The sequence below is a fragment of the Blautia sp. MSK.20.85 genome (assembly GCF_013317245.1).
In the GTDB taxonomy this organism is placed as follows: Bacteria; Bacillota; Clostridia; order Lachnospirales; family Lachnospiraceae; genus Blautia_A.
The window spans coordinates 1-17,487 of sequence record NZ_JAAIUN010000032.1 but is presented as its reverse complement, the minus strand read 5'-3'; the positions used below and the strand labels follow the sequence as shown (position 1 = coordinate 17,487).

Sequence of the window (17,487 nt, the reverse complement as noted above, 5' to 3'; positions counted from 1 at the left end):
CCAGAAGTTATGTTAATATGGTGTTGGGTCAAAATTTAAAAGCATTCAAGAAGCCATGAATTTCTTGGTTTACACTGCCGGACGGCATAGTAAATTAGGAGGTTGATGGCTTTATGTATTTCAATCAAAAGTCTATATTAGCTGCGGACTATCTCAGACTCTCCAGAGAAGACGGAGATAAATTGGAAAGTGATAGTATCCGCAATCAAAGAAGTCTGATTAACGATTTTGTAAAACAGCACCCAGAGATCACATTGGTCGATGAATATGTTGACGATGGTTACAGTGGAACAAATTTTGAACGTCCTGCATTTAAGCGATTGATTGAGGATGTGAAGAAAAAGAAAATCAACTGTATTATCGTCAAGGACTTATCCAGACTGGGAAGAAACTATATTGAAACAGGAAGATACCTGGAAAAGATATTCCCGTTTCTTGGAGTAAGGTTTATTGCAGTTACAGACCATTATGACAGTGCAGCAGAATCGGATGATGCAGACCAGATCATTGTTCCTTTTAAGAATCTGATAAATGATGCTTATTGCAGGGACATCTCAATTAAAATCCGAAGTCAGTTAGATGTAAAAAGAAAAAATGGACAGTTTATTGGCAGCTTTGCCGGGTATGGCTATCAGAAAGATCCAGAGAATAAAAATCATCTCATTATAGATGAATATGCAGCAGATATAGTCCGATATATTTTCAATCTGAAAATGGACGGTTACAGTTCTCAAAGGATTGCAGAGAAGCTGAATGAAATGGGAGTGCTTCCACCAATGGAATATAAACGAAGCTGTGGTATGAATTATAATAGTGGATTTCGTTCAGGAGCTAAGCCTACATGGGCGGTCACAACTGTAAATCGCATTTTGACAAATGAGTTATATACAGGAACAATGGTTCAGGGAAAGAATCGTAAAATCAACTATAAAGTAAAAGAGTGCAGACCAGTAGCAGAAGAAAACTGGATTCGTGTAGAGAAAACGCATGAAGCGATTATTGCAGAGGAAATATTTCAGTATGTACAGTCATTGATGGAACTGGATACCCGCACAGCACCAGAGGAAGAATCCGTATATATTTTTTCGGGATTTTTGCGATGTGGAGATTGCGGGCAGAACATGGTGAAGAGAAGCACAACAAAAAATAGAAAGCGGTATTATTACTACCATTGTTCTACATATAAAAACGGAGATGGATGTAGTTCACATCTGATTAGTGAAAAGACGGTTCATAAAGTTGTTTTGGATGCTATACAAAGGCAGATTGCCTTATTGGTAAATGCGGAGAATATCATTCAGAACAGTGGAATGAAAAATTATAAAAAAACAGAACTGGATTCACTGGAAAAGCAGTTGGTGGTTCTGCATGAGGAAGTAGAGAAGTATAAAGATTTAAAAACCCGGTTGTATCAGGATATGTTAGATAACATTGTGACGAGAGAAGAATACCATGAGTATAACCGGAGATTTACAGACAAGCTACATAATGCGGAAAAGGCAGAACGTGAATTAGAGCAGAGGAAAGAAAAGGCATCTGCGGAGGGAAAACGGGAACACCCTTGGATTGAGGATTTCAAGTGCTATCAGAATATTACACAGCTTGATCGTAAAGCGGTAGTTACTCTAATTGATAAAGTCATTGTGTATGGAAAAGACCGTCTGGAAATTTGCTTTAAGTATGCAGACGAAATACAGGAAATGACAGAAGCAGCTCAGAATATTCGGGAAATGGAAGAAAGGGAAGGTAGATTTAAATGCGGTGCGTAAGTTATACAAGGACTACATCGTGCAAAAATACAAAGAAAATTCCATCAGATATTATCCAACAGCAGAATGAACATATTCAGAACTATATACAATCACATGGTTGGAAGCTGGTAGCAAAATACAGTGACCGGAAAAAGGACGAAAATGAAAATATAGCTTTTGAAGAAATGACGGCAGATGGGATTAACCGTAAATTTGATATGGTGGTAGTAGATAGTGTTGACCGTTGCGGAAAATATATTTCCTGTGCGGAAGATGTACTGGTTAAAACATTCTTTCCGGCGGGACTTCACTTTGCGATAGTACAGAGCGATTTTTGCAGTATTGGAAAAAGCAGGGAAGAAATAGACGAGTATTTTAGAAAAGAGAAAATTGCGGTACAGGTAAAGAGTATGCGTGAATATGCGATTCGTGAACAGGTAGAGGGATATTATACAGTTCACGATGAAAAATATGGATACATACTTTCAGAAGATAGAAAAGAATTAATTGTCGAGGAAGAGGCTGCGAAGATTGTACGGGAGATATTTCAAATGACATTGGCAGAAATCTCTATAAAAAAGATAGTAGCCATTCTGAATGAGCGAGGAGAAGAATCTCCAATGGTACATAATGCGAGAGTGGGGCATAAGCACTGGCCGCATTATGAAAATAGGTGGAGCGAGGGCGCTTTGCGGAGGATTTTAGAATGTACAGCATATGATGGCTATTGGCAGAAAACAATCAACGGAGAAGTTTGTACGCTTTCAATAACACCAATACTAGATGAAGGAGTTTTTGATCAGGCTAGAAGACTTATTAAAAGTCGAACAACTACAGATAATATCATAGGTGGGAAGCCGGGGCCATATGTAAGAAAAATCTATGATGAAGCAACTGGAAAGCCGTTGTACCTGAGAAATTTCCGAAGTGGTGACGTTGCTTTTGTGTTCAATCCGCAGATGGGTGAATTACCAAAGAAAAGAAAAATTTATATAGAAGAAGCTAAGGTTACAGAGGCAGTAAAAAATGCAATTTCTCTGGAAATGGATATGGCTGAAAAAATGAAAGCATATTTGCAGACAGAAAAAATGCAACAGCTATTACAGAAAGAGACTCAGCAATATTCAGAAAAGGCATGGATGATATTTCAGGAAATGGAGCAGGTAGAGAAAGACCGTATTCCTTTATATGAAAAATTCCGGGACTATGAGATTGGTCAGACAGAATATCAGGAGAAAAAAGAAGAAATACAGGCGCAGTTGCAAATGTATGAAAACGATTTTGAAGGACTGATGGACAGGCTTGCAAATATGAAAAAGGCTTATAGCGAGGAAAATGAATGGATAAAAACATTTCAAAGGGAAGAGTTACCGGAGAAGTTGGAAAGTCAACATGTTAAAAAATGGGTAGATAAAATAATTGTTTCAGATTTAAGAGATGTGCATGTATACCTGACAATGCAGAACTGGAAGAATTATTTCCCAGAAGAATGGATGGAGGAATAGCAATGGCAAGGAAAAGCAGAAGAAATAAAAATGTTGAGGCTGTTAGTAATCAGATTATAGAAAACTGTGAGAATCTGATAGATACCGGAGCGTATATTCGATTATCTGTTGAAAATGGTGGAAATGAAACGGACGAAACTTTAGTTGTACAACAAATGCTGGTTGAAAAGTTCATAGAGGAGCATCCGGATTTAAAATTGGCAGGTACATATATAGACAATGGATTTAGCGGAACTAATTTTGAACGACCAGGCTTCTTGAAACTCATGGAAGATGTCCGGTCAGGAAAGATTCAGTGTATTGTTGTAAAAGACTTATCACGTTTTGGCAGGGACTATCTGGAAACAGGATATTATCTGGAAACGATTTTACCAAGGTTAAATGTAAGGTTTATCGCAATTACAGATGATTATGACAGTTCCAGAAAAGAGGACAGGGAAAACATCAGTGTTCCATTAAAAAATATGGTTAATGCCATGTATGCAAAAGATATGTCAAAAAAGATTCTGGCTGCAAAAGATGCACAGCGAAAAAAGGGAAATATTACTTTATCAAAAGTAGCATTTGGATATGTCCGTTCAGAGGATAGGCACAGACAGATTGTTGATGAAGAGGTTGCACCATTTGTAAGGATGATATTTCAGTGGTATATGATGGGAGTCAGCAAAAAGAAAATTGCAGATAGATTAAATCTCATGGGAATTGCAACACCTGGACAAAGAGAAAAAACTGGTGTATTGACTGTTCCGTTAGAACAGACAAAGTGGAGAACGGATACAGTAGATAAGATTGTGAATAACCCTACATATGTTGGAGATATTGTAACCGGAAAGTTGAAGCAGTCATTGTATAAAGGGATAAAGCAGTATAGAACTTCGCCGGAGGACTGGAATGTTCAGAGAGATATGCATACACCGATGATCGCAAGGGATGATTATGAAGAACTGCAGGAAAGGTCAAATAAAATAAAAAAGGTCACAAGAAACTGGCATTTAAAATATATGGAGGACAGAGAAAAATACAAAGACTGTTTTCCCGGTATGGTTCGATGTGGAGATTGTGGACGTCCAATGTATTGTGTCCGCTATACCCATAATTATAAGACAATGGAGAAAGTAGGAATTTATTATACCTGTTCTGCTCAAAATTATACGAATAATTATTGCAGTCAGAAGATAGAAGAAAATCTGCTGAAGATACTTGTAATGGATCAAATTCAGATTCTTATAAGAAGTATGTGTGACAGAAAAAAGCTGTTACAAAAATTGAAAAGTGATTCCAGTGAGAAAAATACTTTTTATGAAGCAGGTGCAAAAGTGCGAATGTTGGAAAGAAAAATAGCGCAGGCAGAAGAAAAGAACACTGTATTGTATGAGGACTATGTAGCTGGGATTGTAGAAAAAGAGGACTTCGATATGATGAAAGAGCGTTATATCCGGGAGTTACAAAATCTGAGGGATGATTTGCAAATTGCAAAACAGAATCAAAGAATGTTGGAGAAAAAAACTGATAGATATATGAATATGGTCAGCAACTTGGAGCAGTATCTTTCTGACAGGAGCTTCAATGAAGCACTGGTACAGGAACTTGTAGAATATGTGGAGATATATAAAAACGGAAGCATTCATGTGTGCTTCAAGTGTGATGATAAATATAAACAGATAACAGAATTGATAGAGGATGTTAAAAGTGCGTAAGAATGGATTGTATCTGAGGTTATCTATTGCAGATGGAGATTTGGGAAAAGACAATAAGGATGAAAGTAACAGTATTGATAACCAGAGAACGCTTCTTGTAAATTTTGTTCAGGACAGGGATGATCTGTCAGATGAATATATAGAGTATGTGGATGACGGTTATTCGGGAACTAATTTTGAACGTCCGGCGTTTAAACGCATGATAGAGGATGCGAAAACTGGGAAAATAGATACGATTATTGTAAAAGATTTTTCACGATTTGGCAGAGATTATATTGGTGTAGGAGATTATCTGGAGCAAGTACTTCCAATACTGGGAATCCGTTTTATCTCATTAAACAATAATTATGACAGCAATGATTATTTAGGAAAAACTATGGGAATGGATATGGCAATTCACAACTTGGTCAACAACCTTTATAGCAAAGACATTTCTAAAAAGCTTAAAAGTGCATTGAGAGTAAAATGGAGAAATGGTCAATGGACTGGTGGGAAGCCTCCATTCGGATATTTGCGAAATAAAGAAACTGGAGAATGGCTGATAGATCCGGTAGCTGGAAAGTATGTAAGAATGGTTTTTGATAAAGCAATTGAGGGATGTAATACTTCTCAGATTTCATATTACATGAATGAGCAAAAGATTCCTACGCCGGGAAGATATAATAAAGAGAATGGTCTTACGCATTATGGATATAATCAAAAAATGCCAGAGTCGGAAATTCTGTGGGATTGTGGCATGGTTCGAGCCATTCTTGGAAGATATGAATATACAGGAGCTTTAGTGCAGGGAAAACGACAAAGTATTGCGGTTGGCAGTAAAGTAACCAGAAAATCGAGGGATAAAGATGTGGTTATTACAAAAAATGTTCATCCGGCAATCGTGTCAGAGGAAGAATATGAAATAGCAAAGGCAACTATCGCATTTATGAAAAAACCAGATTACCGGGGTACAAGAAAGTTTGCATTGAAAGGAAAAGTCAGATGTGGGAATTGCAGACGATCAATGGTATTGATGGAATCCGGTGCTAATGACAGGGTATATTGTCCACATAAAAAGATGACAGGAAAATTTGCCAAGTGTTCAGACGAAATGGTTTCTGTTTCAATTATAGAAGGGCATGTATGGTATGCTTTAAAACGTGTCCTTTATGTATTGGATGCTATACAGTTGGATTTTGAGGAAAAGACAACTAATTTGGATAGTGTCAGAAGAAAAAAGATAAAACAGCTAGAGGCTGAGAATAATGTGTTAAAAAGTGAGAGAATACGTCAGTATGAATCGTATGCGGAAGGTATTATAACGAAAGAAAAGTATATGATGAAAAAAATGCAGATTACGGATCGAATGAATGGCATACAGGCAGAGATAGAAACACTCACACGTTTATCGGCGGAGGAAGAAGCATATAAAAGTAAAGTGGCATCTGCTGTTGAATTACTGGAAGGGGAAATGCAGCATGAGAAGATTACAAAAGAACTTGTAAATGCCACGATTGATACAGTTTATGTATATGATAAAAAGAGGATAGAGATAGTATTCAGTTTTGATGATGTTCTGATGAAAGCAATAGAAAAATACCAGAAAGGGGTAAAGGAAGCATGACATTTAAAAATTTTGTATGTAAAGGAATCTTAGTATTTGCAGGGTTGCTTCTGCTTGGATGGATTGGAAAATATATTTATATGGTGGATGGGGAAATTGACTGGTTCAGATTTATGCTGGTTTACGGAGTGCCAGTGGGAATCCCACATATGTTTATTATAATTCCCTGGCATTGGGATTTATCCGGTATCCTTGGAATGGCTGCTCTGTGCGTAATTGTAGGCGGGATATTTGGTTGTGTGATTGCAGCATGGCTTGGAATCCGGGCGGTATGGTATATGGTGGGATTTCCAATTAGCAAGATTGTGGCGATACATAAAAGGACTTGCTAAAAATAATAGTATGAAATATGACCACAGGTGTAAAGTGATATGCCTGTGGTTTTATTTTGCCATTTATATGATGCGGAAGATGTGATAAAATATCAATCAATAAATCAATGGGAGAAATGAGATATGTTAGATGATGAAAAATGCTTGTGTGGTTCAGGACGCTTGTATTCCATGTGTTGTAAACCGTTTAGTGGACAGGGAATAGAGAATTATAAAAAAGAAATCGACAGCAAAAATTATATTAAAGCGTATTATGTAGCTGTGGCGATGCTTTCTGATTATCTGGAAGATGTAAGAAAGCATACGAACAGAATATTGAAGGATAACTCTGTAATTGGAAGATTTGTGTTACATAAAGATGTAAATGCACTATCGGAGTTGGCAGATCGTATTTTTCACTGCATACCAAAAGGAAATACAGATAACTGGGGAGAACGATTTGAATTTATAAAAGGATTGGTGGATGCAGAGGACTGGAAGAATGAATGTGAATATTATCAGCTATTGTATTATGAACTGAATAATGATAAGGGAAAATTCTCAGAGCAGATTGAGGCTATTGTAAAAAATACAAAAGTGGATGTACATACAGACCAGAGAATGTTGGAACTGTTGCGGTCTGTCATTTTACCGTCAGGACAATTAACGGAGCTGCTTAAATTGGATGATATTTTGATTGAAAAGACGGATAGTTCCTTAATGAAATTGAAATATAAATTTGATAAGGCAATACAGCTTGCATTGGTTTCTGATAATACAAGTGCGAAAAAGATTGCAGATGAAGTGATGGCAGAACTGGAAAAAGAAGATTTATATACAGAAGATGAAGTGTATTCGCAGGATGTTATTGCAATGATGTATGAAATGTATCATAACTTTGATCCAGACGTAAAGTGGCTGGAAAAAGCATTGCATGTGCGTGAAAAAATGAACATTAAAAAGTTTACTGAAGCCGGAAAGGTAAAATATTATTCTGACATTGCCTATACATACTGGAAAATGGGAAATTATGAAGTTGCAGAACAGGATTTTTGCACAAGTCTTGAGTATGCAAAAACAGCATTTGCACAGATATATTTGTTGGATTGTTTGGTAGAACAAAAGAAAATCAAAAATCTGAAAGAGTATCTGGAGAGTGTGGAATTTGAAAATATGGGAGCCGATAGCATAGACTTTCTTATAATTGTAGGCAATGCAGCTATACAGCTTAATGATAACGACAGTATAGAACTGATCAAGCGTTATATCGAGGAAACAAATATAGAAGTTCCATATTACAAGTTTTACTTGAAGGAATTAGAGTTAGAATTAGAAAAGAAAAGTGGTAAAATCATGCGACTGCTTAATAAGCTAAGTCCATTGAAAAAGTATTTGATCCTGCAACCACAATTAAACGGAATTGGAATTAATGTAGAAAAAATACTGGAAGATCTAAAAAAATAGACTATACATGATGAGTGAGGGAAACGTTTTGTGACGCTTCCCTCAAATTTTTTTCTATAATCATTTTCTGTAATAGTGATAAGGAATCCTACGAAAATTATTTAGTGTCACGCAGACAGTCTTTTATGAGTTGAACAGATTTTAAGATCCATTCCATTTCTTGCGGTGTGCAATCAGATAACAGGTTTTGTATTTTCTGATAAGACGGATCTGAAAAAGTGGAATCCGGTATGTTATTAGTGGAATTACTCGCAGGAGCAGTCTTGTGAATTTCTGTATTGTCGTTAAGAAGCTGATTCTCTAATTCCTGAAGCGTTTGAGTATATTGTTTCCTTTCAGAGCCGGTCATTTTGTTTAAGAAAGAAACGTAAGTGCTGAGCTTCTGATTGATTATTGGATTTTTGAATGAAAGAGTAAGGGTGTCAGGAATGATATTTCCGTTTGTATCTTTCTGAGAATCAAAGTTTAAATCCAGTTGCTCGTTCATTTTAAATATAAGTGAGAGCAGATCGGAAACTGTATGAATATCAAAATCCATAAAAATATTGATACTAATGCCCAGAGCCTGTGATATTTTCAAGAGTTGCTCCGGCTTGGGCTTGCGTTCATCAGACTCGTATTTTTGCAAAGTGCTTATGCTTAAACCAGTAGCCTGTACAAGTTGTTCCTGAGTGAACCCATGCATAGTTCTAAAGTATTTGATTTTTTCGCCAACGGTCATTATCGCTACCTCCATAAAGGGATTATAACATATTTTTTACTGTTAAATACACAAAAATATATAAAAATGTATTGACACATATAAATGTATGGTATATATTAAAAACACATACAAAAGTAATATTTAAGTAGAATAAGACATACAAAAGTGATAGTAAGAATGAGTTAAGTGATACTTAAATAGAAGCAATTTTGGAACAAAAATATATGTTAGTGCAACTTAAAGTACAGTTAAAAAACAGGAGGAAAAAGCGATGGCAGAAATCATTTTTGGAATTGATCATGGAAATGGAAATATGAAGGGAGAGAATGTATGCTTCCCATGTGGACTTGTCAGATATGTGTCTGAACCGGGACGCTTTATGAATGAAGATATTTTGGAGTATCAGGGAACATATTATACCCTGTCAGATACAAAAATGCCGTTTAAAGCTGATAAGACAGTAGATGATGATTACTTTATTCTCACATTATATGCTCTTGCAATGGAAGCTCGTAATAAAGGAATTACATTAACGGGAAAAGATGTAGTGCTTGGCGTGGGATTGCCACCCGCAGATTACGGTCAGCAGGCAACTTCATTTAAGAAATATTTCTTAGATCATGCAAAACATGGAATCAGTTTTAAGATGAATGGAAAATCCGTTAATTTCTATTTAAAAGATGTATTTGTCAGCCCACAGAATTTTGCAGCAGTCATGTGTTTTAAGGCAAGTCTTTTGAAGAAATATAGAACGGTAAACTGTATTGATATTGGGGATGGAACAGTTGACCTTTTGGTAATCAGAAATGGAAAACCGGATTTATCAGTTCGTGTCAGTGATCGTTCCGGTATGGCTGTTCTACGGTCTGAAATATCCAATGCGATTCAACAGAACTATGGCATTCATTTGGATTCGTCAGATGTAGAACAGGTTTTAATGCAGGAAGAAACCATATTAGATGAAAAAATCATACTGGAAATTCAGCGAATGGCAGAAAACTGGTTACAGAGAATTATCAATAAACTACATACCCATGTAACCGACTTTAGAACAAATCCGGCGGTCTTTCTTGGTGGAGGAAGTCTTTTACTCAGAAAACAGATTGAAAATTCCCCGGAATTTAAATATGTGGAATTTATTGATGACGTCCGGGCGAATGCGATTGGATATGAAAAACTGACAACAGCACGTCTGCGGAGAGGGTAGGAGGTGCTGGTCATGGGACAGATTAAGGTTGTATTGATATTTAATGAAGATGATGAACGTCAGAGAGAAGCAGGAGAATACTTAAAAACCAAGAAAAGATGCAAGACAGCACTTGTGACAGAATTGGTTCAGGCGTGGATGAAGAATGGAGAAGCAGGAACAGGAACATACACAGGAGCAGTGAGCATAGACGCTATCAAAAAACAGTTACTTCAAGACAAGGAGTTTTTGTTAGAAATAGAAAAATCAATGGGCGGAACGAGTTGTCGAGAAGTCGAGGAAACAGAGCCAGAAGATAGTGATAATCTGGATATGGACGAGGATATGATGCTTGCAGGAATGTCAATATTTGAAAACGAAATTTAAAATGTATCGAAGTACCGCTGAACATAGAATAAGTCTGTTTGGCGGTATTTTTATGCTTTTTTGTTATAGTGGGATATGATAGAATAAGTTTAAATCCTTTGTAACTAAGGGGACCTTGGAATTATAGAAAGAGGAAGTTGCATATGAGAGAAGCTGATTTTTCAGAACGTATTAAGACAATTCTTTGTGAACGTGTTGGGGGCAGATGTTCAAATCCAAATTGTAGAAGGGAAACATTAGGTCCTCATAGAGAGGGAGATAAACGATTATCAATAGGTGAAGCCGCCCACATTTTAGGAGCATCACCAAAGGGCGCAAGATATGATGCGAGAATGACAAAAGAAGAAAGAGAATCTATAAATAATGGAATATGGTTATGTAGTGCTTGTCACACATTAATTGATAAAAATCCAGACGAATATCCAGTAGAAGAATTGCTAAAGTGGAAGATGATAGCGGAATATGAACAAGAACGACGTCTGAAGGGAGAAGATATAGTTTCTTTTCAAAGCCAGCAGATGGAAAGGAAAAAGGAAGCATTAAAGCAGGTCAAGTATGCAACTGATTGCTTCCATGATTTGTTGGAATATTCATATAAATATTGGAAAATGAATTTTGCACAATCTTTTTCTAATCCGATTGATTTACAAAATGAAATAGATGATCATCATTTTATGTATGAAGAAGAATTGCTTCACATAAATAAATATCTTGAAAAAAGGGATGATCTTTATGAGGCGCTAAATCAACATTCTCTTGAATTGGGAAAACAAGTAGTAGAATTGTTGAATGAATATATAAATTTGACAACATTCCAATATTATGATGATGGTATAGGAATGGCTAATAATTATTGGTCTTCATTTTTTAATATGATTTCTAAGAATATAGATAATTTAAGAAAGATTAAAAAGGAAACAGATGATATACTATATTCTATGTATTCAGCTTAAACTGACGGAATAAACTACAATATAAAATCGTAATGGACAACATCGCAAGGAAGCAAGACCGCAAAAGTATAAAAGAAGGGTGCAGAAATAATAAAGTTTCTGCGCCCTTAAATTATTTGCCTGGTTTGTAGTTGCGTAATGCAGTTTTGGTTGATTTTATAATTTCCAGTAAAAATTCTTTTTCCTGATTGCTACAATCAGAAGTAAGCTCTTTTATATCGGCATCAAATTTTGAAACCAGTACAGGCGTATTGTCATATAAAAGCTGATCTACAGTAGTATCAAGGCTTTGAGCAATGCCGAGCAATGTTGCAAGGCTTAATTTGGTATGTCCGTTTTCGATACTGCTGACATAGGTAGGGGCAACGTCGATCATATTTGAAAGTGTTTCCTGAGTCATTTTTTTTGACAGACGTGCAGTGCGGATCCTTTTACCGATAGCAAGATAATCAATTTCTACTTCCAAACCTGTCACCTCCTAGACTTTGACTATTAGTTAAGATTTATTGCGAAACTCCACACACATTTGATATTCCTTATTGTATTCCCAAAAAAGATATATTATAATGAAACATAAGTAGAAGTTTAATGCAATTATTCACATGTAGTAGAAAAAAGAGCAAAAGACACCGGGGGCATCAAATTTGGAAAGTATAAATACGGGTGTTGAATTTTATTCAAATGTGAAAGCCTCGGAGGTGGAATGGGTATGGTACCCATATATTCCCTGTGGGAAGATTACAATGTTGCAGGGAGATCCGGGAGAGGGTAAGTCAACACTGATTATTCATGTTGCAGCGATACTAACAAAAGGCGGATATTTGCCAGATGGACAGAAGATAAAAAAGCCAGAGATGGTAATATATCAGTGTTCAGAAGATGGAAAAGGAGATACGATAAAACCAAGGCTGGAACAGGCTGGGGCTGATTGTAGTAAGGTTGCATTCATAAAGGAAGATAATGATGAATTGACACTGGAAGATGAACGTATAAGAAATGCTATTATACAGATCAGTGCGAAAATGGTTGTGCTTGATCCGATACAGGCATTTATCGGTCACAATGGAAATATGACAAATGCAGTAAAAATGCGAGAAATCTTATCAAAGTTATCCAAGGTGGCAGCAGAAACTAATTGTGCAATAGTATTAGTTGGACACATGAACAAAAGTGGTGGTGGAAACCAATTATACAGAGGATTAGGCAGTATTGACATTGCGGCAGCAGCGAGAAGCATTCTTATGGTATCCAGAGATAAAGAAGAACCTTGGAAACGGTATATGTTTCCGGTAAAATCAAGCCTTGCACCAGAAGGAGAACCAATAGGGTTTGAACTGGATAAGAAAAAAGGGTTTCGATGGATTGGAAAATGCCAGATAAATGTGGAAGAGTTGCTTAATGTTGAGAAAAGCACAGGAAAGAAAGATATTGCTGTAGAATATCTGCAAAAACTGTTATCAGTAGAAGATTTAGCAAGTACCTATATTTATGAAAAAATGAAAGAGTATGGTATTGCAAAAAGAACGGTACAGGAAGCAAAGAAAATTGCTGAAATAAAAGCATATAAAAAAGGTAAAATCTGGTACTGGCATATGGAAGTGGGGGACAGCATATGAACGAACAGGAAAAACATGCTGCAAGCCAGGAAGAACGGAAAGAAAAGATTCGTGCAAGGTATAAGGGCGTGGATCGCAGCGAATTAGAGTTCATTCCTGCGAAACAGAAAGAAAAATTATTTGAAGATGCAGGCACCAAAAGGGTGTGTGCTTATTGCCGTGTGTCTACAGATGATGCCAATCAGACATCTTCATATGAACTGCAGAAAAATCATTATGAAGATATGATAAAGGAACATGCAGGGTGGACACTGGTTGGGATATATGCGGATGAGGGAATTTCCGGCACATCTTTACAGCATAGGGATGAATTTAATCGTATGATCGAGGATTGCAAAGTAGGGAAAATAGATTTAATAGTTACCAAAAGTGTATCACGATTTGCCAGAAATATTGTGGATTGTATTGCTAAAGTTCGTGAATTAGCAAATATGAAACCGCAGGTAGGCGTATTTTTTGAAACAGAGCATATTTACACCCTTGATAATACGAGCGAAATGATGCTTGCAGTGTTATCGGCAGCAGCACAGGAAGAATCACATACGAAAAGTGAAATTATGAATATTTCTATTGAACAACGGTTTTCAAGAGGAATATTTCTGACACCCAAACTCTTAGGTTATGATAAGGACGAGGATGGGAATTTAGTTATTAATGAGTCGGAAGCAGATACGGTTCGCTTGTGTTATTATCTGTTCCTGAGTGGCTTTCCTACTTCTGAAATTGCTGAAATTTTGATGGATTTAGGACGTAAAACTAAATTAGGAAATACAAAGTGGACAGGAAGTACAGTTGTAAATGTTCTACGCAATGAAAGGCATTGTGGGGATGTTTTATCAAGAAAAACTTTTACACCTAATTACCTGGATCATAAATCAAAGAAAAATAACCATGATCGGAACCAATATAGACAGACCGATCACCATGAAGCTATTGTGAGCCGGGAGATTTATAATGCAGCGCAAAAAATGCTGGATGCAAGCAAATATATGAAAAAAGGGTATCCATTGCCAACTTTACAGGTAGTGGATCAGGGAGCTTTAAAAGGCTTTGTGCCTGTAAATCGTGCATGGAATGGATTTTCGTCAGCAGATTATGAAAAGGCATCATTAAGTGCTTATTCTGAAAATAATAATGAAATTTGTGCAGAGAAAACGGAAAACCGAGGATTTGATTTAAGTGGTTACGAAATTGTGAGGGCGCAGTTCTTTTCAACAAGATTTGATCCGGCAGTAACGATTTCTTCGGGGAAAATTGTATTTAATACAGCTTGTTTGAAGAAATTTGAAGATGTAGAGTATGTAGAATTGCTTTTTAATTCTGTGGAAAAGTGTATTGCAGTTCGTCCATGCGAAAGAAGCAGCATAAATGCTATAAAATGGGGAACTATACGAGATGGACGATGGGCGGTGCTTCCAAAAAGCTGTAAAGGATTTTCAGAGCCATTATATGAGCTTATGGGATGGAATAAAGAATGCAAGTATAAATTGCGTGGACAGTTTTGTGGTAGTGCAGATGAGCAGGTAATGATTTTTGAGTTAGAAGAACCAGAAGTGCTTGTACAGGAGAAAAATGCAGAACAATCTGCGGAAGAAGTGGAGAAAAAGCCAGAAGAAGCTCAAAAGCCAGTAAAGAAGATACTTTATCCGGAAGCCTGGACATATAATTTTGGAGAGTCTACAAATAGAACAGTATTTTTACAGAGAGTGGCATATAGAGGAAACTGGGATATACTGCGCCCTGCAACAACTGTTGAAGGGATGGAGATTATAACCAGAGAAGTTCTTGATGATCTGTTGGAGTCAGCAGAGAAATTGATAGATAAAATGAGGTGTGCTAATTATGCATGATACAGCGGAGTATACGGACGAAAAAGAAATTGTTGATCAGAAAGCAATCGAGTTGGCAAAGGATTTTAGTTATGAGGGGTATCAGGTTGTCAGACGAGAACTGTTTGCTCATTTAAGGGAACCGGCTGTCGTGATCCGGAGAGATAGTGTGACATTTAATACAGCCTGCATCGCTGGTTTAGAGGATGCAGTTTACATACAGATACTTGTGAACCAGGATAATAAGAGAATGGTTGTCCGAAAATGTGAGGAAAATGATAAAGATGCACTTCGTTGGTGTGTGGCAAAGCCAGATAAGCGTAAAAGCAGAAAAATGACAAACAAAATCTTCTCTGCAATGATGTATGAAATGATGGGATGGAATCTGGATTGCCGATATAAGATTTTGGGACACAAGATTACTTTTGAAGATGAAACAATTTATGTGTTTGACTTGATGGAAACGGAGATATTCCTGGATATTAAAGGGAAAAGAGCGAAAAAAGACACAGAAAGTCAGACTACTATTGAAAATGCTAATAATATAGAAGAAACAGCATCAAGTGATACAGATACTGAATGTTCAGCAGAAGAAATAAAGAGAAAGAACCGTATACCATTTTATCCAAAGGAATGGAAAGATTCTTTTGGTTTACCAGTGGAAGAACATAGGAAAGCACTGGAAATAAATATGCTGGATGGTTATGCAGAATTTACAACAGGAAAATAGACAAAGGGGAAAGTCTGCCCTAAAGATGGGAGGTATCAGTGTGCAGGAACATAATATTGTGATACCAGGGATTTCGCTATGCCAAAAATGGGGGAAAATACGGATTTTTCATTCAACGATAGTGGCATTGGGCGAACCAAAGTACATACGATTTTTGTTTAACCCTGAAAAGCGGGGATTGGTGGTACAGGCATGTGCCAGAAAAGAAGCAGAGTGTTTTCGTGTGCCTAAATATAACCCGGAAAATTGGGAATTTAAGATCAGCAGTGTGCCAATGCTGCGAATGATATGGAAAACGTGCGAATGGGATACAGAAAAGACGTATCGTTTGACGGGTATATGCCATTCAGAGTACAATCTGGTGGAATTTGATATGAAGCAGGCAACGGTGCTGACAGTGGAAGAATTTTAAGAAAACAGCGTAAAATAGGGACTTCTGAGAGATCAGAGGTTCTTTTTTTGTGCTGTTTTTGAGGGTGATTGCATGGTGTGGTGATGAAAAATTTTCTCTGAAAAAAAGTTGTTTCTATCTTTACATCAGGAGGATCCATGAGCCTGGTTGGAACCCGACCGATTTTGCCTGATGAGTTGGAACAGTATGAACTTCACCACAGAGCCAGAATAGCCATCAAACCAGGCATTACCGGTATGTGGCAGGTTAGTGGCCGAAGTGATATTACAGATTTTGAAGAGATTGTCCGGCTGGACACAGAATATATTTCCCAGTGGAATATCGGACTGGATATAAAGATTTTGTTTAAGACTGTTTTGGCGGTTTTGAAGAGAGATGGAAGTTGTTGATGACATTTGGAACGGATGAGTAGTGTTTATAAAAGCTCTATATAATCCTGACATGTAGCTTGTTTTGCAAAAAATAAGCTACATGAAATATAATTAGATAAGTTATAAATATAAAATAGAATGATACAGCCCATTCCTTACTACCCGAAATGGTTTTTTTATGGGTTCTTTTTTGGTTGCAGTCGGAAAATGCTTGGCTGATTATGAAAGTAAAATAAGAAATATAAGGATTTTGAAATTAATCCTACCAGTCGCTATTATTGTTTTATATGTAGAGGGAATTTTAGTAAGTAAAATTGATAGTGAGTGTATGGCGAACAGAAGCTGACCACCGAGTGCATCGAGAACGTGATCATGATGATGCCTTTTTCAGCGGTAGTGATGTGGACATTCGGAGAGAAGATTGGAAACGGCTGGAAGAAGATACTGTGGCAAAGCGGGAAGATAGCATTTTACTTTTCGATAAGCATTGAGATGCTGCAATTATTGTTTCGTTTGGGAACATTCCAGCTATCAGACATATTCTACAACACAGTCGGCGGAGTGATAGGCGGATTGATGTTTTGTGCGGTGATGAAGGCAAGAAAACGTCTGTAAAAAGGGTTGAAATTGTGATATACTGGGAGCGGTAGCTCCCTACGCTGCTCTGATAATCACACACCTCTTCGTGGTGAGCAGCAGGCAACGATCTATTATGATTGGCGAAGATGTGAAGAATAAATTTGTCGCTTATTGTTTTATTTGGAACTTGGCTGAGTTGCATGAAGTTAAAATTCAAAACCAAAGGATTTGTCAAAGACATTGAGATTGATGGAGGTGCTGTGATGAACAGTCTGATTGTAACGTATATGTGGGTTCAGATGGGATTCCCTACGGGTGTATTTGGGGTTCGTAGCCAACTGGATTTGCATACTTCGCCATGACTTTTTTGTAGTTACCATCTGTCCGTGC

At 37.0% G+C, this 17,487-nt stretch carries 17 protein-coding genes and 1 pseudogene; 15 read left to right on the top strand and 3 right to left on the bottom strand.

Annotation, left to right across the window (positions count from 1 at the left end; translation table 11 throughout):
* The first annotated feature begins 113 nt into the window (after positions 1–113).
* From G5B12_RS14045 to G5B12_RS14020, 6 genes are all read left to right on the top strand, one after another.
* Positions 114–1,769: a recombinase family protein gene (locus G5B12_RS14045; protein ID WP_174088564.1), complete on the top strand. Its 1,656-nt coding sequence runs from the start codon at positions 114–116 to the stop codon at positions 1,767–1,769.
* Positions 1,757–3,256: a recombinase family protein gene (locus G5B12_RS14040; RefSeq protein WP_174088562.1), complete on the top strand. Its 1,500-nt coding sequence runs from the start codon at positions 1,757–1,759 to the stop codon at positions 3,254–3,256. Before G5B12_RS14045 ends, G5B12_RS14040 begins: the two co-directional genes overlap by 13 nt.
* 2 nt (positions 3,257–3,258) lie before the next feature.
* Positions 3,259–4,953, top strand: coding sequence for a recombinase family protein (locus G5B12_RS14035; protein WP_174088560.1), 1,695 nt, complete (start codon positions 3,259–3,261; stop codon positions 4,951–4,953).
* Positions 4,946–6,556, top strand: a complete 1,611-nt coding sequence (locus tag G5B12_RS14030) for a recombinase family protein (protein ID WP_174088558.1) — start codon at positions 4,946–4,948, stop codon at positions 6,554–6,556. The genes G5B12_RS14035 and G5B12_RS14030 overlap by 8 nt, the downstream gene beginning before the upstream one ends.
* Positions 6,553–6,888, top strand: coding sequence for a DUF6050 family protein (locus G5B12_RS14025; protein ID WP_021860386.1), 336 nt, complete (start codon positions 6,553–6,555; stop codon positions 6,886–6,888). The genes G5B12_RS14030 and G5B12_RS14025 overlap by 4 nt, the downstream gene beginning before the upstream one ends.
* A 123-nt stretch (positions 6,889–7,011) precedes the next feature.
* Entirely contained in the window at positions 7,012–8,331 is a 1,320-nt protein-coding gene (locus G5B12_RS14020; protein WP_174088556.1) for a hypothetical protein, read from the top strand.
* A gap of 97 nt (positions 8,332–8,428) precedes the next feature.
* Here G5B12_RS14020 and G5B12_RS14015 read toward each other — a convergent pair whose 3' ends face one another.
* On the bottom strand, positions 8,429–9,052 hold the full coding sequence (locus tag G5B12_RS14015) for a helix-turn-helix domain-containing protein (protein WP_174088554.1): 624 nt from the start codon (positions 9,050–9,052) through the stop codon (positions 8,429–8,431).
* A gap of 253 nt (positions 9,053–9,305) precedes the next feature.
* Here G5B12_RS14015 and G5B12_RS14010 point away from each other — a divergent pair, with 253 nt between their 5' ends.
* The 3 genes from G5B12_RS14010 (at position 9,306) to G5B12_RS14000 (ending at position 11,560) form a co-directional block, all read left to right on the top strand.
* Positions 9,306–10,241: a ParM/StbA family protein gene (locus G5B12_RS14010; RefSeq protein WP_021860389.1), complete on the top strand. Its 936-nt coding sequence runs from the start codon at positions 9,306–9,308 to the stop codon at positions 10,239–10,241.
* A gap of 12 nt (positions 10,242–10,253) precedes the next feature.
* On the top strand, positions 10,254–10,607 hold the full coding sequence (locus G5B12_RS14005; RefSeq protein ID WP_021860390.1) for a hypothetical protein: 354 nt from the start codon (positions 10,254–10,256) through the stop codon (positions 10,605–10,607).
* 143 nt (positions 10,608–10,750) lie between these two features.
* A complete protein-coding gene (locus G5B12_RS14000) occupies positions 10,751–11,560 on the top strand; it encodes an HNH endonuclease (RefSeq protein WP_173772208.1) in 810 nt (269 codons plus the stop codon).
* A gap of 112 nt (positions 11,561–11,672) precedes the next feature.
* On the opposite strand, the gene G5B12_RS13995 is transcribed toward G5B12_RS14000, so the two are convergent.
* Complete coding sequence (locus G5B12_RS13995) at positions 11,673–12,026, bottom strand: helix-turn-helix domain-containing protein (RefSeq protein WP_021860392.1); 354 nt, start codon at positions 12,024–12,026, stop codon at positions 11,673–11,675.
* 178 nt (positions 12,027–12,204) lie between these two features.
* Between G5B12_RS13995 and G5B12_RS13990 the strand changes: the two genes are divergently transcribed.
* The 6 genes and pseudogenes from G5B12_RS13990 (at position 12,205) to G5B12_RS13965 (ending at position 17,133) form a co-directional block, all read left to right on the top strand.
* Positions 12,205–13,176 (top strand): AAA family ATPase, encoded by a 972-nt coding sequence (locus G5B12_RS13990; protein ID WP_021860393.1) that lies wholly within the window; start codon positions 12,205–12,207, stop codon positions 13,174–13,176.
* Positions 13,173–15,026, top strand: coding sequence for a recombinase family protein (locus G5B12_RS13985; RefSeq protein ID WP_049946457.1), 1,854 nt, complete (start codon positions 13,173–13,175; stop codon positions 15,024–15,026). Before G5B12_RS13990 ends, G5B12_RS13985 begins: the two co-directional genes overlap by 4 nt.
* Positions 15,019–15,735: a hypothetical protein gene (locus tag G5B12_RS13980; protein WP_049946458.1), complete on the top strand. Its 717-nt coding sequence runs from the start codon at positions 15,019–15,021 to the stop codon at positions 15,733–15,735. The genes G5B12_RS13985 and G5B12_RS13980 overlap by 8 nt, the downstream gene beginning before the upstream one ends.
* Positions 15,736–15,775: 40 nt before the next feature.
* Positions 15,776–16,147, top strand: coding sequence for a hypothetical protein (locus G5B12_RS13975; RefSeq protein ID WP_114001415.1), 372 nt, complete (start codon positions 15,776–15,778; stop codon positions 16,145–16,147).
* A gap of 131 nt (positions 16,148–16,278) precedes the next feature.
* Positions 16,279–16,536: pseudogene (locus G5B12_RS13970) on the top strand (sugar transferase); the annotation flags it as partial.
* A gap of 306 nt (positions 16,537–16,842) precedes the next feature.
* Positions 16,843–17,133, top strand: coding sequence for a VanZ family protein (locus G5B12_RS13965; RefSeq protein ID WP_330597733.1), 291 nt, complete (start codon positions 16,843–16,845; stop codon positions 17,131–17,133).
* A gap of 170 nt (positions 17,134–17,303) precedes the next feature.
* Here the strand turns inward: G5B12_RS13965 and G5B12_RS17310 are convergent.
* A partial coding sequence (locus tag G5B12_RS17310; RefSeq protein ID WP_207719571.1) for a hypothetical protein occupies positions 17,304–17,487 on the bottom strand: 184 nt, incomplete at its 5' end.

Bases quoted from the DNA above. Each gene is read 5' to 3' on its own strand.
- G5B12_RS14045 (WP_174088564.1), top strand. From the start codon at position 114: ATGTATTTCAATCAAAAGTCTATATTAGCTGCGGACTATCTCAGACTC.
- G5B12_RS14040 (WP_174088562.1), top strand. From the start codon at position 1,757: ATGCGGTGCGTAAGTTATACAAGGACTACATCGTGCAAAAATACAAAG.
- G5B12_RS14035 (WP_174088560.1), top strand. From the start codon at position 3,259: ATGGCAAGGAAAAGCAGAAGAAATAAAAATGTTGAGGCTGTTAGTAAT.
- G5B12_RS14025 (WP_021860386.1), top strand. From the start codon at position 6,553: ATGACATTTAAAAATTTTGTATGTAAAGGAATCTTAGTATTTGCAGGG.
- G5B12_RS14020 (WP_174088556.1), top strand. From the start codon at position 7,012: ATGTTAGATGATGAAAAATGCTTGTGTGGTTCAGGACGCTTGTATTCC.
- G5B12_RS14015 (WP_174088554.1), bottom strand. From the start codon at position 9,052: ATGACCGTTGGCGAAAAAATCAAATACTTTAGAACTATGCATGGGTTC.
- G5B12_RS14010 (WP_021860389.1), top strand. From the start codon at position 9,306: ATGGCAGAAATCATTTTTGGAATTGATCATGGAAATGGAAATATGAAG.
- G5B12_RS14005 (WP_021860390.1), top strand. From the start codon at position 10,254: ATGGGACAGATTAAGGTTGTATTGATATTTAATGAAGATGATGAACGT.
- G5B12_RS14000 (WP_173772208.1), top strand. From the start codon at position 10,751: ATGAGAGAAGCTGATTTTTCAGAACGTATTAAGACAATTCTTTGTGAA.
- G5B12_RS13985 (WP_049946457.1), top strand. From the start codon at position 13,173: ATGAACGAACAGGAAAAACATGCTGCAAGCCAGGAAGAACGGAAAGAA.
- G5B12_RS13980 (WP_049946458.1), top strand. From the start codon at position 15,019: ATGCATGATACAGCGGAGTATACGGACGAAAAAGAAATTGTTGATCAG.